Annotated in this window: 19 protein-coding genes, 1 tRNA gene and 1 pseudogene; 13 read left to right on the top strand and 8 right to left on the bottom strand. The window is 70.4% G+C overall.

Translation table 11 applies throughout. The annotated features are described in order from the left end of the window. Nucleotides 1-8: 8 nt before the first annotated feature. Nucleotides 9-2,099, bottom strand: coding sequence for a phosphocholine-specific phospholipase C (locus tag AC1PME_RS05610; protein ID WP_481097565.1), 2,091 nt, complete (start codon nt 2,097-2,099; stop codon nt 9-11). A 186-nt stretch (nt 2,100-2,285) separates the two neighbouring features. On the opposite strand from AC1PME_RS05610, the gene AC1PME_RS05605 reads away from it, so the two are divergent. Next, nucleotides 2,286-2,906, top strand: coding sequence for a histidine phosphatase family protein (locus tag AC1PME_RS05605; protein ID WP_481097564.1), 621 nt, complete (start codon nt 2,286-2,288; stop codon nt 2,904-2,906). A gap of 379 nt (nt 2,907-3,285) precedes the next feature. Here the strand turns inward: AC1PME_RS05605 and AC1PME_RS05600 are convergent. Together AC1PME_RS05600 and AC1PME_RS05595 are read right to left on the bottom strand one after the other, a co-directional pair. Further along, a tRNA-Gly gene (locus AC1PME_RS05600) sits at nt 3,286-3,359 on the bottom strand. A gap of 265 nt (nt 3,360-3,624) precedes the next feature. Next, the gene (locus tag AC1PME_RS05595; protein ID WP_254460671.1) at nt 3,625-5,448 is read right to left on the bottom strand and encodes an autotransporter outer membrane beta-barrel domain-containing protein; all 1,824 of its coding nucleotides are present in this window, start codon (nt 5,446-5,448) and stop codon (nt 3,625-3,627) included. 173 nt (nt 5,449-5,621) lie between these two features. On the opposite strand from AC1PME_RS05595, the gene thiS reads away from it, so the two are divergent. The 4 genes from thiS to AC1PME_RS05575 all read left to right on the top strand — a co-directional run bounded on the left by thiS (nt 5,622) and on the right by AC1PME_RS05575 (nt 9,411). Then, nucleotides 5,622-5,822 (top strand): sulfur carrier protein ThiS, encoded by a 201-nt coding sequence (thiS, locus tag AC1PME_RS05590; protein ID WP_481097563.1) that lies wholly within the window; start codon nt 5,622-5,624, stop codon nt 5,820-5,822. A 63-nt stretch (nt 5,823-5,885) separates the two neighbouring features. Further along, nucleotides 5,886-6,680, top strand: coding sequence for a thiazole synthase (locus tag AC1PME_RS05585; protein WP_017910410.1), 795 nt, complete (start codon nt 5,886-5,888; stop codon nt 6,678-6,680). 10 nt (nt 6,681-6,690) lie between these two features. Further along, nucleotides 6,691-7,476, top strand: a complete 786-nt coding sequence (trmB, locus tag AC1PME_RS05580; protein WP_307549091.1) for a tRNA (guanosine(46)-N7)-methyltransferase TrmB — start codon at nt 6,691-6,693, stop codon at nt 7,474-7,476. 66 nt (nt 7,477-7,542) lie between these two features. Then, nucleotides 7,543-9,411 carry an SLC13 family permease gene (locus tag AC1PME_RS05575; RefSeq protein ID WP_254460668.1) on the top strand — a complete coding sequence of 623 codons (1,869 nt, stop codon included), beginning with the start codon at nt 7,543-7,545 and terminating at the stop codon, nt 9,409-9,411. 15 nt (nt 9,412-9,426) lie between these two features. On the opposite strand, the gene AC1PME_RS05570 is transcribed toward AC1PME_RS05575, so the two are convergent. Then, on the bottom strand, nt 9,427-9,765 hold the full coding sequence (locus AC1PME_RS05570; protein WP_307549087.1) for a Rieske (2Fe-2S) protein: 339 nt from the start codon (nt 9,763-9,765) through the stop codon (nt 9,427-9,429). A gap of 202 nt (nt 9,766-9,967) precedes the next feature. Here AC1PME_RS05570 and AC1PME_RS05565 point away from each other — a divergent pair, with 202 nt between their 5' ends. The 5 genes from AC1PME_RS05565 to AC1PME_RS05545 all read left to right on the top strand — a co-directional run bounded on the left by AC1PME_RS05565 (nt 9,968) and on the right by AC1PME_RS05545 (nt 14,219). Then, complete coding sequence (locus AC1PME_RS05565) at nt 9,968-10,240, top strand: hypothetical protein (protein ID WP_017910413.1); 273 nt, start codon at nt 9,968-9,970, stop codon at nt 10,238-10,240. Nucleotides 10,241-10,359: 119 nt separating this feature from the next. Then, the gene (locus AC1PME_RS05560; RefSeq protein ID WP_254460666.1) at nt 10,360-11,067 is read left to right on the top strand and encodes a fumarylacetoacetate hydrolase family protein; all 708 of its coding nucleotides are present in this window, start codon (nt 10,360-10,362) and stop codon (nt 11,065-11,067) included. A gap of 114 nt (nt 11,068-11,181) precedes the next feature. Next, the gene (gene mscL, locus AC1PME_RS05555) at nt 11,182-11,601 is read left to right on the top strand and encodes a large-conductance mechanosensitive channel protein MscL (protein ID WP_254460665.1); all 420 of its coding nucleotides are present in this window, start codon (nt 11,182-11,184) and stop codon (nt 11,599-11,601) included. A gap of 91 nt (nt 11,602-11,692) precedes the next feature. Next, entirely contained in the window at nt 11,693-13,108 is a 1,416-nt protein-coding gene (locus tag AC1PME_RS05550) for a M28 family peptidase (protein ID WP_481097562.1), read from the top strand. A 61-nt stretch (nt 13,109-13,169) separates the two neighbouring features. Continuing rightward, nucleotides 13,170-14,219 carry a LacI family DNA-binding transcriptional regulator gene (locus AC1PME_RS05545; protein ID WP_254460663.1) on the top strand — a complete coding sequence of 350 codons (1,050 nt, stop codon included), beginning with the start codon at nt 13,170-13,172 and terminating at the stop codon, nt 14,217-14,219. 231 nt (nt 14,220-14,450) lie between these two features. Here AC1PME_RS05545 and AC1PME_RS05540 read toward each other — a convergent pair. The 3 genes and pseudogenes from AC1PME_RS05540 to AC1PME_RS05530 form a co-directional block, all read right to left on the bottom strand. After that, nucleotides 14,451-14,762 (bottom strand): annotated as a pseudogene (locus tag AC1PME_RS05540) (cytochrome P450); the annotation flags it as partial. A 619-nt stretch (nt 14,763-15,381) separates the two neighbouring features. Continuing rightward, nucleotides 15,382-15,471: a tryptorubin family RiPP precursor gene (locus AC1PME_RS05535; RefSeq protein WP_254460662.1), complete on the bottom strand. Its 90-nt coding sequence runs from the start codon at nt 15,469-15,471 to the stop codon at nt 15,382-15,384. A gap of 199 nt (nt 15,472-15,670) precedes the next feature. Then, nucleotides 15,671-16,513, bottom strand: coding sequence for a TrmH family RNA methyltransferase (locus AC1PME_RS05530; RefSeq protein ID WP_481097561.1), 843 nt, complete (start codon nt 16,511-16,513; stop codon nt 15,671-15,673). 483 nt (nt 16,514-16,996) lie between these two features. On the opposite strand from AC1PME_RS05530, the gene AC1PME_RS05525 reads away from it, so the two are divergent. Next, on the top strand, nt 16,997-18,055 hold the full coding sequence (locus AC1PME_RS05525; protein ID WP_481097560.1) for a hypothetical protein: 1,059 nt from the start codon (nt 16,997-16,999) through the stop codon (nt 18,053-18,055). Nucleotides 18,056-18,097: 42 nt separating this feature from the next. Here AC1PME_RS05525 and AC1PME_RS05520 read toward each other — a convergent pair whose 3' ends face one another. After that, a complete protein-coding gene (locus AC1PME_RS05520; RefSeq protein WP_481097559.1) occupies nt 18,098-18,655 on the bottom strand; it encodes a GNAT family N-acetyltransferase in 558 nt (185 codons plus the stop codon). A 152-nt stretch (nt 18,656-18,807) separates the two neighbouring features. On the opposite strand from AC1PME_RS05520, the gene AC1PME_RS05515 reads away from it, so the two are divergent. Continuing rightward, nucleotides 18,808-19,551, top strand: a complete 744-nt coding sequence (locus AC1PME_RS05515; RefSeq protein ID WP_254460659.1) for a polysaccharide deacetylase family protein — start codon at nt 18,808-18,810, stop codon at nt 19,549-19,551. Continuing rightward, entirely contained in the window at nt 19,548-20,669 is a 1,122-nt protein-coding gene (locus tag AC1PME_RS05510; protein ID WP_481097558.1) for a glycosyltransferase family 4 protein, read from the top strand. The genes AC1PME_RS05515 and AC1PME_RS05510 overlap by 4 nt, the downstream gene beginning before the upstream one ends. Nucleotides 20,670-20,674: the final 5 nt, after the last annotated feature.

The following is a 20,674-nucleotide window of genomic DNA, read 5'->3' as shown; positions in this document are numbered from 1 at the left end:
CGGCGATTCTACGCGTCGACCGCGCGGCCGATCGCCGGATCGCTCATGCTGGGGCGGCCGGTCTCGATGTGGCCGGCCAGGCGCCGCCGCCATTGCGGCAGGGTCGCGCTGTCGATGGTCAGGTCGTACCAGTGGTGCTGCGCCTGCAGCGGCAGACGCAGGACGCTGCGCTCGCCGGCGGCCAGCGTGCGCGCCTGTTCGCCGTCATCGCCACGGTAGCCATCGCGGATGCGCAGCGCGCAGGGCTGCGTGCCGGCATTGGCCAGCGTCAGCAGCAGGCATTGCGCGGCGGCATCGTAGTCGGCCTCGGCCTGCAGTCCGGCATCGCCGACCCCATCGCCATGGAACTCGCGCAGGAACCCATTGGGCCCATGCACGCGCAGCGCATAGCCGGCATCGGCGGCATCGCCGCGCCAGGCGCGGGCGTCCTGCAGCTCGCTGCCGGCCGCCAGCGTGTAGAACCAGGGCCCGGCCACGCCATCGTCGGCATAGGCATTGAGCGCCACGCCGGCATCGCCACGGTTGCGTATCCGCAACACGCGCGCATCCGCCTGCACCTGCAGCCGTACGTCGAAATCGTAGGGCAACGCGCGTGCCGGGCGCTGGCCGGGTTCCTGCACCGGCAGCGCCTGCTGCGCCGGGCGCTGCGGCGGCGGCAGTGTTGCGGTGGCGTCGATGCGGGCGATGTAGTCGCGGGTGTCCGGCAACGCCACCGGCGCCGGATCGTGGCCGACGAAATCCAGCGTGGAGGTCAGATCGCCGGCGACGGCGCGGCGCCACGGGTTGATGTTCGGCTCCATCACGCCGAAGCGGCGCTCCAGGAAGCGCAGCACCGAGGTGTGGTCGAACACCTGCGAGTTCACCCAGCCGCCGCGGCTCCACGGCGACACCACCAGCATCGGCACCCGTGGCCCCAGGCCGACCGGCACGCCGTGGTAGTCCTCGCCATGCAGGTCCACGTTGCTGGCGCCCAGTTCCGGTCGGATCGCCGGCAGCGCCGGCGGCACGTGGTCGAAGAAGCCGTCGTTCTCGTCGTAGTTGATCAGGAACACCGTCTTCGACCAGACCTCCGGCGAGGCCGCCAGCACCTCGAGCAGGCGCGCGCTCAACGATTCGCCATAGGCCGGGGTGGCCTCCGGATGCTCGCTGAGCAGGTACGGCGCGACGATCCACGACACCTGCGGCAGCGTGCCGGCGCGCACGTCGTGCGCGAATGCCGCCACCAGGTGCTCGCCGCGCGAGGCCTTGGCGTTGTCGGCGGTGGAGCCGGGCACGATGGCGCGGCCGCGGCGGTACAGCGGCGAGGCGCGGTCCAGCTTGCGAAAGTTGGCGAAGTACGGATGGCTGTTGTCGCCGTAGTTGTCGAACTCCTGATAGACCTGCCAGCTGACGCCGGCCTGCTGCAGGCGCTCGGAGTAGGTGCTCCAGGTATAGCCGGGGAAGCGCGGATTGTCGCGCGCCATGTCCGCGGTCCAGTTGCCGTCGTCGCGGTTGTTCACCGCCTGCTCGCCGTCGTTGCCCACGCTCAGGCCGCTGGTGCCGGTGAACATGTACATGCGGTTGGGATTGGTCGGGCCGAACAGCGAGGCGTGGTAGCCGTCGCAGAGGGTGAAGGCGTCGGCCAGCGCGTAGTAGAACGGCAGGTCCTCGCGCTGGAAGTGGCCCATGCTCATCGCACTCTTCTGCGCGATCCAGGCGTCGTGGTGCTTCCAGGTCTCGTGCGAGCCCTTCCAGTCGTGGTTGAGATCCTTCATCCACTGCGCGCTGCTGGTCTGGCTGTTAAGCCGGAACGGCAGCACGTAACGGTCGCTGCCCTTGCGCTCGGGCTGGTACCAGACCGGCTTGCCGCTGGGCAGCCGCAACGGCCGCGGATCGCCATAGCCGCGCACCCCGCGCAGGCAGCCGAAGTAATGATCGAAGGAGCGGTTCTCCTGCATCAGGATCACCACGTGCTGCACGTCCTGCAGCGTGCCGGTGACCCGCGCCGGCGGCACCGCCAGCGCACTGCGGATGACGCCCGGCACCAGCGGCATGGCCGCGCCGGCCCCCAGGGCCAGGGACGCGCGGGCAAGGAAACGACGACGGCTATGTTCGACCACGGGACAAAGGACCGGCAACGAGCGAACGCTCAGGCATCGGCCAGCCTAGCCTTGATCGGTGAAGCGGGTTTGACAGCGCGCCGGGGGCTGTCGCGACTGGCTCGCGACCAGCCGCAACACATCGGAGGACACTGCGTCGTCTCACCGCTCAGCGTTGGTTCGACAAGACAATGCGAGAAAGGCCGCATGACCACCCTGATCCTCGCCCGCCATGGGCATGTCGACTGGATTGCCCCCGAGCGGTTTCGCGGGCGTGCGGAACTGCCGCTATCGCAGCTTGGCGAATTGCAGGCTGCAGCGCTGGCGGCACGAGTGGCCCAAAGCTGGGCGCCGGACGCGATCTACACCAGCCCACTGTCGCGGTGCGTACGGACCGGCGACGCGATCGCACAGGCGACCGGCGTGCCGGCCAAGGTCCTGGACGACCTGTCCGACATCGATTACGGCCAGTGGCAGGGGCTGACGCACGACGAGGTGGCTGCGCGCTGGCCCGATCTCGCGCGGACCTGGTTTGCGATGCCGGACCTCGCACTTATACCGGAAGGCGAAACGCTGGCGGACGTGCTGGTTCGCGCAATGAAGGTGCTGCACAGGATCCTGCAAGATCACAGCGGCCAGACCGTCGTCCTGGTTGGCCACGACAGCATCAACCGGGTGATCCTCCTGCAATGCCTTGGGCTGCCGCTGGCGCACTACTGGCGCATCAAGCAGGAGCCGTGCTGCGTGAATGAAATCGTGATCGAAGAAAGCACCTTCACGCTGCATCGCCTCAACGAAACCCATCACACGCTCGGGCTTCGCATCTAGTGCAATCCGGCGCCCGTGTCTGCAGCGTCGGAAGGCGTTGCCGCGCGGAGGACTGCTACCCGGTCAGCACCATCGGCCAGACCCACGAGCGCCCCGTCCGCATGCATGGAGACGTTCGATAGCGCCGCCCGCATACAGACCCGCACCACACGCGCAGCGTCGCCGCCGGGGCCAGAGAGGGTGAACGAGGAAAATGTGAGCCGAGCCGCCGTTGCAGGTAGCGCGACAAAAACGCGTGCAGAGGGGCCAGAGCGGCGCGACAGCGAAGGATTCGGGATATTCGACACCTTGACCGATATTCCGAAGAGGGATCGTTCGAAGCTGTCATCTCGCGCTGGCCGCCGTGCGGCTTCAATCACTTATGCGCTTGAAGGCAAGCTGGAGCGGGCGATGGGAATCGAACCCACGTCAGTAGCTTGGGAAGCTACAGCTCTACCATTGAGCTACGCCCGCGTTGCCGGTGCAGTCTATGCGCTGGGCCGGGGGTTGCGCAAGAAAGCGGCGTGCTGCGGGCCGGAGCGCACGGACGAGCCCGGCACTACCCAGCAGCGTACCCCGGAAATGCAGAAGGGCTTCAGTCCCGTCGGCTCGGGATCCGAGGCGTCGGGGCTGAAGCCCCTCCCACAACAGGCATCCACTGCCTTTGGCTTACCTCACCATCGTCTGCCCTACCCTGCCCGGCACGCAGCCGGGCAAGGTGGGTGAAGGCGGACGGTGCTTAGAAGCTGCCGCCGAAGTTCACGAACAGCGAGGTGTCGTGCGCGCGCGACTGGCCGGTGGTGGTGGCGATGCCGACGTTGCTCTCGAAGCCCCACAGCTTGGTCCGCGCGCCCAGCACCACCGACGCGTAGTTGCGGTCGAAGTTGATGCCCGGCACCGCGTACTCGCCCAGGTCGGACATGGTCTGCAGCCACGCGGTGGCTTCCTGGTTCTTCTTGAACTCGTGGTCGTAGGTGGCCTGCAGGTAGGGCTTCACCATGCCGGCATCGAGGCTGGCCTTCCAGCCGATGCGGCCGACCATCGACTCGACGTCGCGGTCGCTGTAGCCCAGCGCGCTGGAGTTGGGGTTGCTCTCGGTGTAACCGTCGAGCTTGACCTTCTGCCAGATCGCCGCGGCCACCGGGCCGTGCTTGAAGCTGCCTTCGCCGAACTCGTAGCCGCCCTGCAGCGCCGCGGTCAGGTTGCTGCCGTCCGGCGAGCCCTTGTGTTCGATGGTCGCCGGGCCGAGGTTGACCTTGCGGGTGACGTCGTAGCTCAGCCAGGTGTAGCTGACCTGGGCGTTGACCCAGGCATGCTCGCCGTACCAGCCGGCGAAGCCGCCCAGGGTGCTGTCGTCCTGGGTGTAGTCGCCGCCGCGGTTGCCGAAGTCGGCATCGGTACGACCGAAACCGCCGAAGCCGCCGAACACCCACTCGCCACGCGACCAGTCCACGCCGAACAGGCCGGCCGGGGCCATGCCGTCGTACAGGTCGCCGTGCTGGTAGCGCTGCATGTCGCCGCGCAGGTTGCCCCACCAGCGCACACCGTCCGCCTCCGGGCGGCCGTCGACGTGCCAGGCAACCTGGTCGGCGCGCGAGCGGCCGACCATCTGCGCCGAGTGGGTCAGGATCTGCTGGGTGCGCGGGCCTTCCAGGATCGACAGCGCGTACTGCGCCAGCAGTTCGTGGGTGCGACCGGTCGGGTGCACGCCGTCGGCGAACACATAGGTGTCGGCGGCGTCGGCACTGACGTAGCTGGTCGGGTTGCAGGTCAGCGACTGCGCGGTGATCTGCGGCTGGCAGGCGGTGCCGGTGACGTTGCTGAAGCCGTAGGTACCGGGATTGGCCACCACTTCCTGCAGCAGGTGGAAGGTGTCGACCGGGATCACCCGCAGCCCGGCGCTCTTCAGGCCGGAGAACAGCGCGGTGTTGTACGCGGTGGCCAGCGCGGTGCCCTGCGCCATCGCCGCGGCGCCGCCGGCGCGGAAGCGCGGGGTGATGCCGACGTCGGGCAGGTTGTTGACCATGACATAGCGCGCGCCGGCGTTCTGCAAGCTCGCGACGATGCCCACCTCGGCGGTCACCGCATTGCCGATGGTGGCCTGCACCGGCGCACCGCCGGCGATGGCGAACAGGTCGTTGGCGCCGCCCCACACCGAGTACAGCGCATTCGGGTCGGCCTTGCCGCCGTTGGCGGCCAGGTAGTTGCTGGCCTGGGTCGCCAGCGACGGCGCCACGCCCAGGGCGCTGGCGTTGGCCACGCCGACGCGGGCGTTGCCGGCGGCATAGTCGTCGCCGATCTGGCCGTTGCCGTTGGCGGCGGCGTTGGTGCCGTAGTACTCGGCCACGTACTGCGCCCAGACGAAGTCCGGGTTGGTGGTGAACTGGCCGGTCACCGCACGCACCGAGGCCGGCAGCAGCGGACGGTAGTAGCCGGCGTCGGTCAGGCTGTCGCCGAAGAACACGGTGCGGCTATAGGTGGTGGACTGCGCGAACGCGGGCGCGGCGGCGAGCACGATCGCCGCGGCAAGCAGCGAGCGGAGCGGACGGATGGACGAAGTCATGGAAGCCCTCCCGGGCAGAAATGGAACACAAGAAATCGAACGAAACTGGGGAGCGGCAGCTCCATACGTCGCCGCATGGCCGACATCATTTCACCTCTGCCGGGCACGCTCACGTTGCACTGCCGCAAGAATCACGACTCGCACGCCAGTGGCGCGCATTGCACAATGATGGCATGAACATCGAATTGAACGGCAGACAATGCTCGCTGGCGCCGGCCACCACGGTGGCCGCGCTGCTGCAGGCCGAGGGGCTGGGGCAGCGGCGGGTGGCGGTCGAGGTCAACGGCGAGATCGTGCCGCGCGGCGCGCACGCCGAACACGAACTGCACGCCGGCGACCGGGTCGAGATCGTGCACGCGCTGGGCGGAGGCTGAATCGGGCCGCCGCGCGCCGCGGCCGGACTCGGCAGGGCCGGTGCGATGGGCGATAATCCGCCGATGAACGCTCCCGCCCCCCACGATGCGCTGGTGATCGCCGGCAAACCCTACCGTTCGCGCCTGCTCACAGGCACCGGCAAGTTCGCCGACCTCGAACAGACCCGCCTGGCCACCGAGGCCGCCGCCGCGCAGATCGTCACCGTGGCGATCCGCCGCAGCAACATCGGCCAGAACCCGGGCGAGCCCAACCTGCTCGACGTGCTGCCGCCCGAGCAGTACACCATCCTGCCCAACACCGCCGGCTGCTATACCGCCGAGGACGCGGTGCGCACCTGCCGCCTGGCGCGCGAACTGCTCGACGGCCACAACCTGACCAAGCTGGAAGTGCTGGGCGACCAGCGCACCCTGTTCCCGGACGTGGTGCAGACCCTCAAGGCCGCCGAAATCCTGGTGGCCGACGGCTTCGAGGTGATGGTCTATACCAGCGACGACCCGATCCTGGCCAAGCGCCTGGAAGAGATCGGCTGCGTGGCGGTGATGCCGCTGGCCGCGCCGATCGGCTCCGGCCTGGGCATCCAGAACCGCTACAACCTGCTGGAGATCATCGACAACGCCAAGGTGCCGATCATCGTCGACGCCGGCGTCGGCACCGCCTCGGACGCGGCGATCGCGATGGAGCTGGGCTGCGACGGCGTATTGATGAACACCGCCATCGCCGGCGCGCGCAATCCGGTGCTGATGGCCAGCGCCATGCGCAAGGCGGTGGAGGCCGGCCGCGAGGCGTTCCTGGCCGGGCGCATCCCGCGCAAGCGCTACGCCAGCGCCTCCTCGCCGGTCGACGGGCTGATCGGGTGAGGCCGCAGGCATGACCGACCCGTTCTCCAGCGCCGGCGCCAAGACCCCGCCGAAACCCTTCACCGTCGAGGAAGGGCACCGCCAGGTGCGCAGCTTCGTGCTGCGCCAGGGCCGCTTCACCCCGGCCCAGCAGCGCGCGTTCGACGCGCTGTGGCCGCGCTTCGGCCTGGATTACAGCGGCCAGCCGCGCGACCTGGACGCCACCTTCGGCCGCAACGCGCCCAAGGTGCTGGAGATCGGCTTCGGCAACGGCGCCGCGTTGCGCCATGCCGCGCAACACGACCCGAGCCGCGACTACATCGGCATCGAGGTGCACGCGCCCGGCGTCGGCCGCCTGCTCAACGCGCTAGCCGAGGACGGCGCCGACCACGTGCGCCTGTACCACCACGATGCGGTGGAGGTGCTGCAGCACGAGATCGCCGACGGCAGCCTGGACGAGGTGCGCATCTACTTCCCCGATCCCTGGCACAAGAAGCGCCACAACAAGCGGCGCCTGCTGCAGCCGGCGTTCGCCGCGCTGCTGGTACGCAAGCTGCGCGACGGCGGGCGCCTGCACTGCGCCACCGACTGGGCAGACTACGCCGAGCAGATGTGGGACGTGCTCGACGCCACCCCCGGCCTGGTCAACCGCGCCGGCCCGCGCGGCCACGTGCCGCGCCCGGACTGGCGCCCACAGACCCACTTCGAGACCCGCGGCCAGAAGTTGGGGCATGGGGTGTGGGATTTGCTGTACGACCGGGAATCGGGAACGGGGAATCGGGAATCGGAAGCGCCCTCGCCCGCCCCTCCCCGATAGCGACGACCTGCGACGACCGGCCGCTTCTGCCATTCTCCATTCCCGATTCCCCATTCCCGGCCTCGCATGGACACCGCGCTGACGCTGACCACCGATATGAAGCTCGTGCTCGGGCTGGTCGGCTTCACCATGGCGATGTTCGTGTTCGAGCGGATCCGCGCCGACGTGGTGGCGCTGGTGGTGCTGGTGGTGCTCGGCGTCACCGGGCTGATCGCGCCGGAAGAGCTGTTCAGCGGCTTCTCCGGCAACGCGGTGATGAGCATCATCGCCACCACCATCCTCGGCGCCGGGCTGGAGCGCACCGGCGCGCTGAACCGGCTGGCGTCGTGGCTGCTGCGGCGCGCGCGCGGGGTGGAGGAACGGTTGATGCTGCTGACCACCGCCATCGCCGGGCTCAACTCCTCGTTCATGCAGAACCCCTCGGTGATGGCGCTGTACCTGCCGGTGGCCTCGCGCCTGGCCGGGCGCACCGGGCTCACCCTGCAGCGGCTGCTGCTGCCGATCGCCGCAGCCATCGTGATGGGCGGCGCATTGACCATGGTCGGCAACTCGCCGCTGATCCTGCTCAACGACCTGCTGCAGTCGGCCAACAACAACCTGCCCTCGGGCATGGCCACCATCGAGCCGCTGCGCATGTTCGCGCCGCTGCCGATCGGCGTGGCGCTGCTGCTGGCCTCGCTGATCTACTTCCGCGTGCGCGGCGACAAGGCGCTGGCCGAAGAGGAGCGGCTGATCAACGATGGCGTCACCCCGGCGCGCACCGAAAGCTACTTCGCGCGCACCTACGGCATCGAAGGCGACGTGTTCGAGCTGATCGTCAGCGCCGACAGCCCGCTGGTCGGCATGACCCTGGGCGAGGCCGAGACCGTGCACGACGCGCCGCTGCTGCTGGCGCTGAAGACCGGCAACGACACCCGGCTGGCGCCGCCGGCGGACATGCGCATCTGGGTCGGCAGCGTGCTCGGGGTGATGGGCGCGCGCCAGCAGGTCGCCGATTTCGCGCAGAACCAGTTCCTGCGCCTGTCCTCGCGCCTGCGCAATCTGGGCGACCTGTTCAATCCCAGCCGCGCCGGCATCTCCGAGGCGGTGATCCCGCCGACCTCGCGCTTCATCGGCAAGAGCGCGGCCGAACTGCGCCTGCGCAAGCAGGCCGGGATCAGCCTGCTGGCGATCAACCGCGACAAGCAGGTGATCCGCGAGGACGTGCGCAAGGTGCCGCTGCGCGCCGGCGACATGCTGGTGTTCCACAGCATCTGGCAGGACCTGGCGCAGGCCTCGGAAAGCCGCGACTTCGTGGTGGTCACCGACTACCCCAAGGGCGAGCACCGCCCGCACAAGTTCAAGATCGCGATGACGATCTTCGCCCTGACCATCCTGATCGCGCTCACCTCCAAGCTGCCGGTGGCGCTGACCCTGATGACCGGCGTGGCCGGCATGCTGCTGACCGGCGTGCTGCGCATGGACGAGGCCTACGCGGCGATCAACTGGAAGACCGTGTTCCTGATGGCCGGGCTGATCCCGCTGGGCTGGGCGATGGACAGCAGCGGCGCGGCGGCCTGGGTCGCCGGCCACACCATCGCGCGCTTGCCCGAGGGCATCCCGGTATGGGCGCTGGAGATCGCCCTGGGCCTGCTCACCACCGCGTTCTCGCTGGTGATCAGCCATGTCGGCGCGACCATCGTGATGGTGCCGATCGCGGTCAACCTGGCGCTGGCGGCCGGCGGCAATCCCACCGCGTTCGCGCTGATCGTGGCGCTGTCGGCGTCCAACAACCTGATGACCGCGTCCAATCCGGTGATCTCGATGATCACCGGCCCGGCCAATTACCAGCCGCGCGAACTGTGGCGGGTCGGCGGCCCGCTGTCGCTGATCTACACGCTGGTGGTGGTGCTGATGGTCAACCTGATGTCGATGGACTGGTGGCACGCGCTGTAGCGCACGCCCTGCGCGCTAGACCAGCACCACCTGCCCTGCCCGCACATCCACCGGCACCGCATGCAGGCTCTGGCCGCGGCATGGGCCGGACACGCACAGGCCGCCCTGCAGTTCGAAGGCGGCGCCGTGCGCGGCGCACACCACATGGCCCTCGCGGCTCTTCAGGAACTGCCCCGGCGCCCAGTCCAGGCGGCGCCCGGCGTGCGGGCACACGTTCAACCAGGCGCGCACGGCGTCGCCCTCGCGGTACAGCAGCAACGACTCGGACTCGCCACCGAGCACCGCCTCGGCCTCGGCCAGTTCGCCGGGGACGAGATCGTGCAGCGATGCCAGCACGGCGGGAGATTCGGTCATGGCGCGCAGCACGGGCAACGAGGAGATCGCCATTTTCGCATGGGCGCTGGCCCCCGCGCCGCGGCGCCCTCTTCACTCCTCAAGGACATGCAAGCCCCTGAACGCAAAGTGTTAATTTTTTGCTTAACGAAGTTTTCACTCCGTCACATAAAACAGCGCCGATACTGCGCCCCTTCGGTTCAAACTGAAACAGAGTTCTGCCATGCGCGCTCGCCTCTTCAATTTCGACCAATTCCGGCACGTCTTCGCGCCGCGCAAGCCGCGCCATCCGCTGGTCAAGCTGGCGGTGGGCCTGCTCGGCCTGGCGATCCTGGCCGGGTTGGTATTCGTCAGCGTGTTCGTGGGCGCGGCGATGATCCTGGGCGGCATCGCCATGAAGCTGCTGAGCCAGCGCGGCAAGCGTCCGGCCACCGCGCGCCGCCATGTCGTCGATGGCGAGTACCGGGTGGTGCGCAAGCCGGCCTTGCCGCTTTAGAGCGGGGAATGGGGAATCGGGATTGGGGAATCGCAAAAGCGGATTCCGTATGCCTGTTGGATTTGGGTTGAACCCATCGCGGTAGACTGCTGCATCCCCTTCTCGTTGGATGCACGCCCATGAAAGACTTGTTCGCCGCTGCCGAGGCTCCGCGCGTTCCCGTGCGCGGCCTGGGTCTGTTCCCGGTGCATCGCATCTACTGCGTGGGCCGCAACTTCGCCGACCATGCGCGCGAGATGGGCGCCAGCGCACCGGCCTCGAAGGCCGAGCGCGGCCAGCCGACCTTCTTCATGAAACCGGCCGATGCGCTGGTGATCGGCGACGAGGCCATCCCCTACCCGTCCGCCACCCAGGAGCTGCACCACGAGGTGGAGCTGGTGGTGGCGCTGGGCCAGGACGCGCCGGCCGGCGTGCTGCCGGTCGACGCCGCCGAGGCGCTGGTCCTGGCCTATGGCGTGGGCCTGGACCTGACCCGTCGCGACCTGCAGGCCGCCGCCAAGGCCAAGGGCCTGCCGTGGGACATCGCCAAGGGCTTCGACGCGTCCGCGCCGATCAGCGAGCTGATCCCGGCCGGTGAGGTCGGTGCGCTGGAAGCGCTGAACCTGTCGCTGGAGGTCAACGGCGAGGTGCGCCAGCAGTCGCTGCTGGAGCAGATGATCTGGAACGTGCCGGAGATCCTGCACGAATTGTCCAAGCTGTTCGCGCTGCGCGCCGGCGACCTGGTGTTCATGGGCACGCCGGCCGGCGTGGCCGCGCTGCGCCCGGGCGACCGTTTCAGCGCGCGCCTGGAGAACGTCGCCGAGCGCCACGGCCGCATCGTCGGCTGAGAGGCCGCGCGTGCCGGTCGCGCGGCGGATGCATGCCCGTGATCTGAACACCACGGCCACTGCGCTAGGCTAACGCCGCGGCGACAGGCCCGCACTGACAAGAAAGGAGTTCCGATGAGCATGATCCGCGAATTCAAGGAATTCGCCATGCGCGGCAACGTGCTCGACCTGGCGGTCGGCGTGGTGCTCGGCGCCGCGTTCGGCAAGATCGTCACCGCGCTGGTGGAGAAGATCATCATGCCGCCGATCGGACTGCTCGTGGGCGGCGTGGATTTCTCGCGCTGGGCGTGGACGCTGAGGGCGGCCACGGTGGACGCCGCGGGCAAGCCGGTGCCGGCGGTGGCGATCGGCATCGGCGATTTCCTCAACACCATCATCCAGTTCGTGATCGTGGCCTTCGCCATCTTCATGCTGGTCAAGGCGATCAACCGCATCGCCCGCAAGGAACCGCCGGCGCCGAAGGCCCCGAGCGAGGAAGTGCTGCTGCTGCGCGAGATCCGCGATTCGCTCAAGCCCGAGCCGCGCCCGGAGTAAACACGACGGCGCGCGCGGCCTCCGCCATGGAGGCCGCGCCGTGCACGGCGAGGCGCTGCTAAGCTCGCCGTTCCTGTCCGCGGAGTCTTCCATGCGCCGTCTCGCCGTCGTCATCGCTGCCGTCCTGAGCCTGTCCTCCCCTGCCGTCGCCGCCGAGGCCACGCGCATTCCGGAGGCAGCGTTGCGCGATGCGGCGGCGCTGCGGGAACGGGCGCTGGCCGACGACACCGGCTGGAAGGTGGTCGAGTCGCTGACCACCGAGATCGGTCCGCGCCTGGCCGGCAGCGACGCCGATGCGCGCGCGGTGGCCTGGGCCACGGCGAAGTTCAAGGCGCTGGGCTTCGACAAGGTGTGGACCGAGCCGGTGACGTTCCCGAAGTGGGAGCGGCGCAGCGAACACGCGCAGGTGCTCGGCGCGCACGCACAACCGCTGACCGTCACCGCGCTGGGCGGCAGCCCCGGCGGCACGGTCGAGGCCGAGGTGGTGCGCTTTGCCGACCTGGCCGCGTTGCGGGCGGCGCCGACCGACGCGCTGCGCGGCAAGATCGCCTTCGTCGATTACCAGATGCTGCGCACCCGCGACGGCAAGGACTACGGCAATGGCGGCGCGGTGCGCAGCAAGGGGCCGTCCGAAGCGATCCGCAAGGGCGCCGTCGGCTTCGTGATGCGCTCGGCCGGCACCGATTCGCACCGCGTCCCGCATACCGGCATCACCCGCTTCGACGAGGGACTGACGCCGGTGCCTTCCGCGGCGCTGTCGGTACCCGACGCCAACCAGTTGGCGCGCCTGCTGGCGCGCGGCCCGGTGCGCCTGCGCCTGGCGCTGGACTGCGGCTGGGACGGCACCGCCACCTCCTACAACGTGATCGGGCAGATCACCGGGCGCACGCTGCCCGACGAGGTCGTGCTGATCGGCGGCCACCTGGATTCGTGGGACCTGGGCACCGGCGCGATCGACGACGGCGCCGGCGTCGCCATCAGCATGGCCGCCGGGCATCTGATCGGCCAGCTCAAGCAGGCGCCCAAGCGCAGCATCCGCGTGGTCGCCTTCGCCAACGAGGAGCAGGGCCTGTACGGCGGCAAGGCCTACGCGCAGGCGCATGCGCAGGACGTGGCACGGCATCAGATCGCCGCCGAAAGCGACTTCGGCGCCGGCCGCATCTATGCCTTCAACACCGGCTCCGGCGACGCCGCCGGCTCGCGCGAAGCGACCCGGCAGATCGCCGAGGCGCTGGCGCCGCTCGGCATCGCCTATGCGCCGGACGCCGGCGGCCCCGGCCCGGACGTCGGTCCACTGGCCGCCAAGGGCGCTGCCTGGGCCTGGCTGGCGCAGGACGGCAGCGACTACTTCGATCTGCACCACACCGCCGACGACACCCTGGACAAGATCGACCCGAAGGCGCTGGCGCAGAACGTCGCCGGGTATGCGGTGTTCGCATACCTGGCGGCACAGGCCGATGGCGGTTTCGGCAGCCAGGCCAAGACAGTGGAACCGCCCAGGGAGTAAAGTGCACCGCCCCTGCGCAGGACGCGCGCAGGGGTTCCCTTCCGCAGCAGTGCCAGGACCTTTGATGGGCATACGGCAACGCCGCGCGGGCTCAGCGGTGACGTTGCTGGATGTGGCCCGCCATGCCGGCGTGTCGCCGATGACCGCCTCGCGCGTGATCAACCGCCACCCGCGCGTGAGCGCGACCATGCGCGAACGCGTCGAAGCGTCGATCCAGGCGCTCGGCTACCGCCCCAACCTCGCCGGCCGCTCGCTGCGCACCGCCGGACTGGCGCGCATCGGCGTGCTGTACAGCAATCCCAGCGCGGCCTACCTCAACCAGTTCATGCTCGGCGTGCTGGAGCAGAGCAGCCTGGAAGGCTGCCAGGTGCTGGTGGAGAAGAGCGAGGACAGCGACAGCCAGCGCGCCGCCACCGAACGCCTGCTCGATGCCGGCGCCGACGGCCTGATCCTGCCGCCGCCGCTGTGCGATGCGCGGCAGACCATCGCCGAACTGGAGGCGCGCGGCATTCCGCTGGTGGCGGTGGCCACCGGCGCGCCGATGCCCAGGGTCAGCTCGGTGCGCATCGACGACTACCAGGCCGCGTGCGCGCTCACCCGGTACCTGCTCGACCTGGGCCACCGCGACATCGGCTTCATCAGCGGCGATCCAGGCCACACGCCCAGCGCGCTGCGCAGCCGCGCGTTCTTCGACACCATGGCCCAGGCCGGGCTGACGGTGGCGCCGCAGCGCGTGGCCGAAGGACTGTTCACCTACCGCTCCGGGCTGCTCGCGGCCACCACGCTGCTGCAGGCCACGCCGCGCCCCAGCGCGATCCTGTGCAGCAACGACGACATGGCCGCGGCGGCGCTGGCGATCGCGCACGGGCTGCGCCTGCGCGTGCCCGAGGACCTGTCGATCGCCGGTTTCGACGACACCCCGGTGGCGACCACGATCTGGCCGGAGTTGACCACCATCCACCAGCCGGTCACGGCGATGGGCGGGGCGGCGGTGACGCTGCTGCTCGCCGAGATCCGCCAGCGCCGCGACGGCCTGCCCAGCCGCGGCACCCACCAGGTGCTGGACTACACCCTGGTCACGCGCGGGTCCACCGCGCCGCCGCGGCGCTGAGCGCGGCGATGGCGCGCACGCCACCGCTCAGGCGTGCGCTTGCCGGACCACGTCGACCTGGGCCACGCCGAGCAGCCCGGTCAGCGGCACCGCGGCGCGGCGCTGCCGCGGACTCGCCACCAGCTTCTGCGCACGCAGCAGGTCCAGCAACCGCTCCGCCAGCGGCATGACCATGTGCCGCCCCCAGCAGCGTTCGGAGGCATGCCCGAACGGCAGGTAGCCGGGCAGCGCATCGGGATCCAGGCCATCCCAGCGCTCCGGGCGGAACGCCTCCGGCGCTTCCCACAACGCCGGATCGCGATGGCTGAGCAAGGGCAGCACCAGCACGTCGTCGGCGGCGCCGATGCGCGGATCCAGCGCGCCGTACTCCGGCGAGGCGTTGCGCAGGATGTTCCAGGACGGCGGCAGCAGGCGCAGGGTTTCGTAGAGGAGGTTGCGGTTGGAGACGTGCGCGTCGAACGGCGATCCCAGCCACAGCGCGTTGGCGACCAGCGTGGAAATGGTGAAGCACACCGGCGCGGCGGTGCGCCGGTACAGACCCATCGCATCGCGGCGCGCGCGGTAGCCGTCGGCCGTGGACAGCAGCCTGGCCAACGCCGAGGCCTCCGCGTCCGGCGCCAGCGGCGCGAGCGCGCCGGCGGCGATCACCGCCCAGGTCAGGCGCGGCGTCAGTTCCAGCGCGCGGTCCATCAGCAGGCGCAGGCGCCACGGGTCGCCGCCGAGCAGCAGGTCGCGCAGATAGACGTGGCCGACGTGCGGCCATGGACCGGACAGGTCGCGGGTCGGCGGCGGCCGCTGCAGCGCCTCGCGCACATCGCGGCCGATCGCCTGCATCAGCCTGGCCGCCTCGCTGCGCGCGATCGAGCGGCCGTGCAGCGGCTTGAAGGTCGGCCGTTCGTGTTCGGTGGCGGGCCGCGCCGCGAGCAGGCGATCGCTCAGCGCGGCGCCGGCGACGCCGACCGTGTCGGCATCCAGGCGGAACGCCTCCTGCCCCAGATGCGTGCGCAGCAACGCCTGCAGACGCGGCGCGAAGACCGTGGCGCGCGCGTGGCGCTCGACCATGGTGGCGGACATCGCGAGTCTCCTGGAGGAACGGCGCCCGGCGCAGCGCATCCGCCGGGCCCCGGCCGCACGGCACGCCGCGCGGCAACGCACACGGCGCTCAGTACCAGATGTACCAGGCGTACGACTTCAGCGGCTTCTTCGACGACAGCAGGTGCTTGAGGGAGAACAGCAGCTTCATGAGCGACATCTCCGCAGGAGTGACGATGGCCCTTTCGGGAGGGAGGACTGCGCGGTCTCGCTGGCGCGCATCGCGCGAGGCGCGAGCGCATCGACGAGGCGCGCCTGCACGCTACGCCGCCGACAGGCGCCGCGCAAACCCGAAACAGGCACGCGCGCACACTCTTTCGTAGCCAAATGCGGCCGGCCCGCGACGCCGGCGGCCGCGCTCAGCGCGCAACGTGCGCGTGCGGATGCCGGCTGCGCCAGGTTCCCAGCAACACCGCCGTGGCGGCGGCGACGTTGAGGCTTTCCACCGCCCCGCTGCCCGGGATCGACAGGCGCAGGTCGCAGGCCTGCGCGAAGCCGCGGTCCATGCCGTCGCTCTCGGCGCCCATCACGTAGACCAGGCGTTGCGGCAGCGCGGCGGCGAACAGATCGTCGCCGCCGGCCACCAGCGTCGCCGCCAGGGCGAAGCCGGCCGCGCGCAGTTGCGCCTGCGCCTGCGCCGCGGGCGGCAGCCGCACCAGCGGCACCGCCTCGGCGCCGCCCTCGGCCACGCGCGCGGCGGCGCCGGACAGCGCCAGCGCGGCCTGCTCCGGCAGCAGGATCGCGCCCACGCCGAAATGCGCCGCCGAGCGCAGGATCGCGCCGAGGTTGTGCGGGTTGCCCACGCCATCCAGCCACAGCGCCACCGCCGGCCCCGGCGCCAGCGTCTGCAGCCAGTCGGCCAAGGCCAGCGGCGCGACGCGCAGCACGTCGGCGACCACGCCTTCGTGGTGGCTGCTGGCGGCGAGCTTGTGCAGGTCGGCCTCGTCCACGACGCGGTAGCCGACCCGATTGGCCACGCACCACTTCAGCAGCGGCTGCAGCGCCGGGATCCGCGCCTCGCTCAGGTACAGCTTGCGGATCGCCTCCGGCCGCCGCGCGTACACCGCGCGCACCGCGTTGAGGCCGTACAGGCGCAGTTCGTTGCGGGTGCCGGCCGCCGCCGTCGCCTCACCTCCGGCTCCTCTCGCGGGCGGAGCGGGGGGACTGCCCCCGCGCGGACGGTTGCCCCACGGCGAGGTCATGGACGCACGCCCGCGGCGCAGGCGCGCCACGCCGCAGCGGCGCAGCAAGAACGAAGGGCATGACGCATGGGAATCTCCTGGAAACACGCGGGGGCGCGCGCCAGGGACGGCGCGCTACGGGGATTTTCGCTCATCCGCGCGCCGACGGCTGCCCCGGCGTGACGCACCCCGGTGACGCGACTTGTCTACACCGCGCAACGCAAGGCGCGAACTGCATTCCGACTGAAACCGTGAAGATTTTCGCACTTGCCGCGCACCATGCGGAATTCGCGGTGTCGGATGCGCAAATCCGACAAGCGCGGCCTGCGCATCCAGTCCATCGTCGCGGCTTCTTCCGCCACCAAACAGGTGCCCATCGACCCGCCATCACCGTGCCACGCGCTTCGCAGACGGGACACCTGCGATGGCCTGCGCCGGCGCAACGCGCAGCGCTCCGCGGCGTCCCGAGAACGCACTTCGCATTCTCACGACAAGGCGATTCCCATGCACTCCGACCTCCATCCGTTTTCCTCGTCCGCGCGCCGCCTGGGTGCCGCGCTGCTGCTGGTGCTGCCCCTGCTGGGCCTGGGCGCCAGCGCCCTGGCGCAGACCGCCGCGCCCGACGCCCGTCTGGCCCGGGTCGGCGCCCTGAACGCCGCGCACAAGCCCGCCAACGTCCCCGACGACTACGTGCAGACGCCCTTCGGCTATTTCGCGCCGACCTGCGTGCGCCAAGTCCATCGCAACGAACGCGTGCTCGCCGACGGCCGCCTGCAGCGTGCCGATGGCGTACGCGAAGCGGCGCAGACCTGCGCCCAGGACAACTTCCTGCCCAACGGCACCCGGGTGCACCCCGACGGACACGGCCTGGATGGGCGGCCTATCCGCGCTGGCGCCGCGCTGCGGGCATCGGGCGCGCGCGGCGCGGTGCCGCCGCCGATCACCTACGCCTGGGTGCAGTCGGCCATCGACGTGACCGGCAACAAGATGGGCCGCATCGTCGCGCGCTGGACGGTGCCGCACAACCCGACCAACGTGGCGCAGCAGACGGTGTACTTCTTCCCGGGGTTGCAGAGCGACGATCCGACGATCCTGCAACCGGTGCTGGGCTACCGCGGCTACAACGACAGCTGGGACCTGAGCAGCTGGAACTGCTGCCAGGACGGCATGGTGTGGCACAGCGATTTCATTGCGGCCAGCGCCGGCGACCAGATCGTGGGCGACACCTACGCGACCTGCAACAACGGCCAGCCCTGCACGAACTGGAACGTGGACACGCGCAACCTCACCACCGGCCAGAGCGTGCGGCTGAGCACCACCTACGACATCGATTCGGCCAGGCACCTGGTGGTGGGCGGCGCGCTGGAAGTCTATGCGGTGGACAGCTGCGACCAGTATCCGCCCGATGGCCGCATCACCTTCGACGCGATCGGCGTGTACGACTACCGCATGCAGCGGGTGACGTCGCCGGCGTGGCAGTCCTACAGCGACAGCTCCGGCCTGGATGTGCAATGCAACTACGCGGTGGACACCACCGCGACCTCGGCCACCATTTCCTACTGACGCCGTGGCCCCCGCGCGTCGCTCCCAGGGGCGACGCGCGGCTCAGGCCGCCGGCCAGGTCCGCGCGAACCATCGCAGGTCGCGCGCCTGTCCATCGCGCACCGCCAGCTCGCGGCGCGTGCCGATCTCGGCAAACCCGTTCTTCTGCAGCACCCGCACCGAGCCGTGATTGTCCGGCAGCGTCAACGCCTCGATCCGCTGCAAGCCTAGGGCCGGCGCCGCCCAGTCCAGGTAGGCGGCGACGATGCGGGTCATCCGCCCCTGCCCCCAGTGCGCACTGCCGAGCCAGTAGCCGAGCTCGGCCAGTTCCGGCGCCGGTTGCGCCGCGGCATGCAAGCCGATCCCACCGCAGGCCTCGCCGCCGATTTCAATCGCCAGCACCGGATTGTTCAGATCGATCACCTGCCCGCCCAGGAAGGCCTCGCCGTCGGCACGTGTGTACGGATGCGGGAAGCGTCGGCTCACCCAGCGTGCCACCTGGGCATCGTCGGCGTGGCGGACCAGCGCGTCCAGGTCGCTGGCACGCCAGCGCCGCAGCACGATGCCATCCAGATGCAGTTGCAGGTCGCGCCAGGGGTCGGCAGCGGCGGTCTCGGACATCGGCGGCTCCTGTGCTGGCGGGGCGCCCAGCATAGCCGCCGGCGGCGCGCGATCGTCTACGGCTGAGGGTTTTCCCTGACAGACCAGCGAAAGCCAACGCCGCTAGACTCCCGCGCCGCACGTCGCCCATCCGTCCCAAGAGCCGTTCCCCGATGCCCTCCGACACCGCCGCCACGGCCCGCATTCCGATCTTCATGTACCACAACGTGGCCGAGGCGCCGCGCCACCTGCAGGTGTACCGCAGCCTGTACGTCAGCCCGGGCCGCTTCGCCCGGCAGATGCGCCTGCTGCAGCGGCTGGGCTACCGCGGCGTGTCCATGTCCGACGCCATGCCGTACCTGCGCGGCGAGCGCCAGGGCAAGGTCGCGGTGGTCACCCTGGACGACGGCTACCTGGACAACCTGCACGCGGCGCTTCCGGTGCTGCAGCGGCTGGGCTTCACCGCCACGGTGTACATGGTCAGCGGCTGCATCGGTCGCCACAACGTGTGGGATGCGCAGAAGCTGGGCATCGAAAAGCCGCTGATGAACCTCGCCGAGCTGCGCCAGTGGCGCGCCGGCGGCATGGAGATTGGCGCGCACACCCGCTCGCACCCGCACCTGACCGGCTGCAGCGATGCGGCCCTGCGCGAGGAGATCGGCGGCTGCAAGCGCGAACTGGAGGACCTGCTCGGCGAGGCGGTGCCGCAGTTCTGCTACCCCTACGGCGATGTCGACGACCGCGTCGCCGACGCGGTGCGCGAGGCCGGCTACACCGCCGCCACCAGCACCCGCCGCGGCCGTGCCCCCGCCGGCTCGGACCCGATGCGCTACCCGCGCATCCAGGTCGCGCGCCACCACCTGCTGCCGCAGTTCGCGCTGCGCGCCTTCACCGCCTACGAGGACCGGCGCGGATGAAATTCCTATTCGTCGGGACCAATCCCGAAAACACCGGCGCGGCCACGCATTTCGTGGCCCTGGCGCAGGCCCTGGCCGGCGTCGGCCACCAGGTCGATGTGATCGCCTGCGAAGGCGGCCTGATCGCCGACGAGCTGCGCCGCAGCGGCATCCGCGTGCACGTCGGGCACTTCCGCAACGTGCTGGATCCGGCCGGCTACGGGCCGTTGCTGCGGATGGCGCGGCACAACCGGCCGGACTGGCTGGTCGGCAACTTCGGCAAGGAATACTGGCCGCTGCTGCTGGCCGGGCGCGCCCTGGGCATCCCCGTCACGCTGTTCCGCCACCGCACCCCGGCGATGAGCGCACTGTCCGGCTATGCCATCCCGCGGCTGGCGGCGCGCTTCTTCGCGGTGTCGCACTACGCGCGGCAGGCCTACCTGGAGCGCGGCGTGCCCGAGGCGCTGGTGCAGGTGCTGTACAACCCGGTGACCATGGAACGGCTGCGCCCGGATCCGGAGCGCGGCCGCGCCATCCGCGCCGCGCAGGGCGTGCCCGAGGATGCGATCGTGCTCGGCTACAGCGGGCGCATGCATGCCGGCAAGGGCATCTTCCCGTTGCTGGAAGCCGCGGGAGCGGCGATGGCGCAGGAGCCGCGGCTGCACTGCCTGTGGCTGGGCGACGGCCCGGACGCGGCGCAGTTGCAGGCGCAGGCGCAGGCCCAGCCGCACGGCGAACGCCACCGCTTCGTCGGCTGGGTCAACGACACCACCCCGTACTACAACGCGATGTCGATGCTGGCGTTTCCGTCGCTGGCGCCGGAAACCTTCGGCCGGGTCTCGGTGGAAGCGCAGGCCAGCGCGGTGCCGGTGCTGGCCAGCCACGTCGGCGGTACCGCGGAGACACTGGACCCCGGCGTCAGCGGCGAACTGCTCACGCCCGGCGACGTGGACAGCTGGCGCGATGCGATCCTGCGCCTGTGCGACAGCGAACGGCGCCAGCGCATGGGCCAGGCCGGGCGCGAGTTCGTGGAGCGCCATTTCGGCGGCGCGGTGATCGCCGCGCAGTTCGTGCACCTGCTGCAGCAGCCGCGCTGCGCGCCGCGGCCGCTGGCCTCGTCGCGCGCCGACCCGGCCTGAGCGAG

The organism is Xanthomonas sp. NCPPB 901, from assembly GCF_056725085.1.
This window is presented reverse-complemented; position numbering and strand designations above follow the sequence as displayed.